Raw genomic sequence first — 4458 nt, forward strand, 5'->3', positions numbered from 1 at the left:
TTACTAAGTGGCGAATTGGAAGTGGAGCTGATACCACAGGGAACTTTAGCAACAAGGTGTATGGCATCGGGTTATGGGATGCCGGCAATTTTTACACCAGCGGGAGTAGGAACTGAAGTAGCCGATGGAAAAGAAATAAGAATATTTAACGGCAAAGAATATTTAATGGAATATGCTTTTGATGCTGATTATGCAATTGTTAAAGCATGGAAAGGGGATACGGATGGCAATTTAATTTATAAAGCAACAGCCCGAAATTTTAACCCTTTAATGGCAATGGCCGGTAAAATAACCATTGTCGAAGTAGAGGAGCTTGTGCCGGCTGGGGAATTAGACCCCAATCAAATACACACCCCTGGAATTTATGTACATAGAATTTTTATGGGAGAAAATTATGAGAAAAGAATTGAGCAGCGTACTACAGCCCCCTCCGCCCCCTGAAGAGGGAACTTGGAGTTCAAATGTCATTAAAGGATTCAAAAATAAATCAGATAAAAAATAAAAGTTAATCATCAAATTTGAAAGTGGTTGCTGAATAATTATAAACTTAAAAACTAAGTTCCCCTTTAGGGGACAGGGGGTATGGCTTTAACAAAAGAACAAATAGCACAACGTATTGCACAGGAACTAAAAGATGGATACTATGTTAATCTTGGTATTGGTATTCCCACTTTAGTGGCAAACTATATTCCTGCAGGTATAAGTGTAGTACTGCAAAGCGAAAATGGCTTGCTGGGTATGGGGCCTTTTCCAATAGCAGGCAAAGAAGATGCTGATTTAATTAATGCTGGAAAACAAACCATTACAACGCTGGCCGGCTCTGCATTTTTCGACAGTGCTATGAGCTTTGGAATGATACGGGCAGGTAAAGTGGACCTTACCGTATTAGGCGCAATGGAAGTAAGCGAAAATGGAGATATTGCCAATTGGAAAATACCCGGTAAAATGGTAAAAGGAATGGGAGGCGCAATGGATTTAGTTGCTGCAGCAAAAAATATTATTGTAGCTATGATGCACACTAATCCTAAAGGCGAAAGTAAATTGTTGCCGCAATGCACTTTGCCATTAACTGGAAAAAATTGTGTAAAAAAAATTGTAACAGAATTGGCAGTGGTAGAAGTTACTGATAAAGGCTTTAAATTATTAGAAAGGGCGCCGGGTATTTCTGTTGAGGAGATTATTGCAAAAACTGCCGGTAAATTAATTGCAGAAGGGGAAATACCCGAAATGATTTTTTAAATTTTACATTATTCTTCATATTTTCTTTATACCCAATCCTGTTCAGTTTTGTTTACGTAAATTTATAACTCCTTCTCCCCTGTATGTGGTTTAAGTAACCACTAAAATATTTTTTTGAAAAAAACATACCGTATAATACTACGTGTAACTGCAATTGGCGTAATAATTTTAATTTGCGCCTGGCTTTTTTTGTGGGGATATATAACCTACAACAAAGGAACTATTCTTGAAAAAGTAAAAGCAGGCATCAACAGGCAAATAGAAGGAAAAATAGAAATAGAAAATCTCTCTACTAATTTTTTCTATAATTTCCCTAATATTTCTATCCGTCTTTATAATGTAAGTATAAAAGATTCTTTATGGAATATCCATCACCACGATTTTTTAAAGGCTGAAAATATTTATGCACGCCTGCAATTTTTCAGTCTTTTTTCTGGTAAACCTGCAGTGGGAAAAGTTACCGTTGAAAATGCAGTGATTTATTATTACACTGATACGGCCGGCAATGCTAACCTTGTAAAAGCAAATGAAACAGCCGAAGAAAATAAAGGCGGCAATATACCCAGTTTGTTATTTAAAAATACAAGGATCATTTTTGATTATCCCGGCCGTAATAAATTTCATGACATAGAATTAAAAAAAATGGAGTGTGATATTGTATCTACCGACAGCGGACAATTATTTAAAATAAATATCAATGCTTTTGTACACGGTTTGGGGTTTAATACCACCAAAGGAAGTTATCTAAAAGAAAAATTACTTTCAGGCGATTTTAATTTACAGTTTACTAAATCAAAAAATATAGTTTTCAATAACATTAAGTTGTACATAGATAAGCAGTCTTTTTTATTTACTGGTAAATTCTCCACCACAGAAAAAAATTTTTCTCTTGCAATAAAAACACAAAAAATAGATTTTAAAAAAGCCATTAGCCTGCTTACGCAAACAACGCAGCAAAAATTTACAGCATTTAATATTTTACAACCGGTTGATATTAACGCCGAATTAACCGGGCCAACACTATATAAAACAATTCCTCTTACAGCTATTTATTTTACTGTAAAAGATGCTGATATAGAAACGCCTGCCGGCCAGTTTAATAAATCTTCTTTTGCAGGAGATTTTACCAACGAAATAGATCCAGGCAAACCAAGGCTGGACGATAACTCTCAGCTTTCAATAAAAGCCTTTAGCGCAAACTGGGAAAATATTTTACTAACTGCAAATAAAATTGAAATTTCAAATCTTTTGCAACCCTTTTTAACGTGTGATCTTCATTCTAATTTTAAACTTGTTGCATTAAATGATTTAACAGGGAGCAATACCATGCGGTTTATAAAAGGCAATGGCGAAATGAATATTAATTATAAAGGTTCGCTAACTGATAATGATACCCTTGCTACTGTAATGCATGGCAATATACTTTTAAAAGACGCTGCCATAAATTATTTGCCAAGAAATATTACACTTGATAAATTACAGGGAAATTTTGTTTTTAAAAATAAAGATGTATTTATAGAGCAATTAAAAGCGCAGGCTGGTTCAACCGCATTAAATATGAATGGTGCTGTAAAAAATTTAACGGAATTAATTTATACCTATCCTGAAAAATTAGTTTTAGAATGGAACGTAGCAACGCCCAACCTCGATCTCGATGACTTTATTAATTTTTTAGGAAAAAAATCAAAAAGAACAGAAAAAAAACTGCCGGGTAAAAATAAACTTATCCGTATGGCTAATAAAATTGACGATATGCTGGAATATGGTACGGCAAATTTAAATGTGCAGGCGGTAAGATTAAACTATAAAAAATTTACTGCAACAAATTTTAATACCTCTGTTTCATTGTTGCAAAATCAAATTATTTTAAATAATGCCCGTTTAAACCATGCTGGTGGTGCTATGTCATTCAATGGTTCATTAACAGATAATGGCACAGCCAATGCAGTTAAAATGCAATCTGTAATCACCAATACAGATATCCCGGCATTGTTTAAATCCTTTAATAATTTTGGGCAGGATGCTATAACCGGTGAGAATATGAAAGGGCAGTTATCCGGTGCTGTTGATCTTACTGCAAATATTTCTGACAAAGGAATTATAAGCAGTAACAGTTTAGCCAGTATTGTAAAGTTTAGTGTAATAAACGGGGAGCTTAATAATTTTGAACCCCTGCAAAAAATTGCTGCATCATTATTTAAAAAAAGAGATTTTTCAAACGTTCGTTTTGCAGAATTAAATAATACACTTACTGTAAACGGCAGTGCCATCAGTTTTGATAAAATGGAAATCCGATCTAATGTATTTACCATGTTTGTTGGTGGTGTATATGATACAAAAAAAGGAACGGATATGAATATTGAATTACCATTAAGTAACCTTAAAAAAATTGCAGATGATGAAGAGGTAATTAAGAAAGGAAAAACAGGTGCTAAAATAAGGGTACGTGCCAAAACCGGCGATGATGGAAAATTGAAAGTAAGCTGGAACCCTTTTAATAATGGCAAAAAGGCTAAAGAGAAAAAATAAAATTAAATAAGGCAGTTAAAATAATTTAAGTCCGTAATACCCTATCAATGTAAATATAACACAGCGGCATGCTACACCAACACAACACCAGGTAAGTAATTTTTTTAAATTTGCATTTAAGCCAACGCCTACCGCAATACTTATTGGTGCGCCAACAGACATGGTACCAAAAAAGCCCAATCCAACAATACCGTATTTCTCCCAAATTTTATGTACCATAGGATGCTTGTACTTTTTTTCTTCTTTAGGTTTATTTTTATAAAGGAATGACCTGATTTTATCGCCGAGGAATGCAGCCACAAAAACACCTACTAATCCACCGGTGATACTTGCAAAAAATATTATCCATGGCGAAAGCCCAAATGCAAAACCTGTTGGTATGGCAACATATATTTCAAAGGTGGCAAGGGCTGCAACCGTTAGTATTTTTAAAAACATAATTTTTTTTGAGAACTCAATTTTTTATAGCGGTGAAATTAGTTGAAACTGGGGAATTAATTTTTATACGGGTGTTATTTTTTAATTATTAGATATATTTTTTGTACTGTTGTGATTTGCTTTCAAACATTGTACTAACTTAGTTCTTTAACAACTTGCTGAAAGGCAACCCTTGCGGCATCTATGTTGTGATTTGCTTTCAAACATTGTACTAACTTAGTTCTTTAACAACCATCTTCAAAAAGTTTTAAG

4 protein-coding genes are annotated in these 4458 nt (G+C 34.0%); 3 read left to right on the plus strand and 1 reads right to left on the minus strand.

All coding sequences use genetic code 11. The annotated features are described in order from the left end of the window. The 3 genes from ACY65O_RS14690 to ACY65O_RS14700 all read left to right on the plus strand — a co-directional run. Positions 1-441 (plus strand): CoA transferase subunit A (locus ACY65O_RS14690; RefSeq protein ID WP_462221611.1); only part of this gene is annotated, 441 nt, incomplete at its 5' end. Positions 442-582: 141 nt separating this feature from the next. Next, complete coding sequence (locus ACY65O_RS14695; RefSeq protein WP_462221612.1) at positions 583-1239, plus strand: CoA transferase subunit B; 657 nt, start codon at positions 583-585, stop codon at positions 1237-1239. Positions 1240-1353: 114 nt separating this feature from the next. After that, positions 1354-3768 carry an AsmA family protein gene (locus ACY65O_RS14700; RefSeq protein ID WP_462221613.1) on the plus strand — a complete coding sequence of 805 codons (2415 nt, stop codon included), beginning with the start codon at positions 1354-1356 and terminating at the stop codon, positions 3766-3768. Positions 3769-3783: 15 nt separating this feature from the next. Here the strand turns inward: ACY65O_RS14700 and ACY65O_RS14705 are convergent, their stop codons facing one another. Beyond that, entirely contained in the window at positions 3784-4206 is a 423-nt protein-coding gene (locus ACY65O_RS14705; protein ID WP_462221614.1) for a small multi-drug export protein, read from the minus strand. Positions 4207-4458 lie beyond the last annotated feature (252 nt).

Source organism: Ferruginibacter sp. (assembly GCF_031430955.1).
Taxonomy (GTDB): Bacteria; Bacteroidota; Bacteroidia; order Chitinophagales; family Chitinophagaceae; genus Ferruginibacter.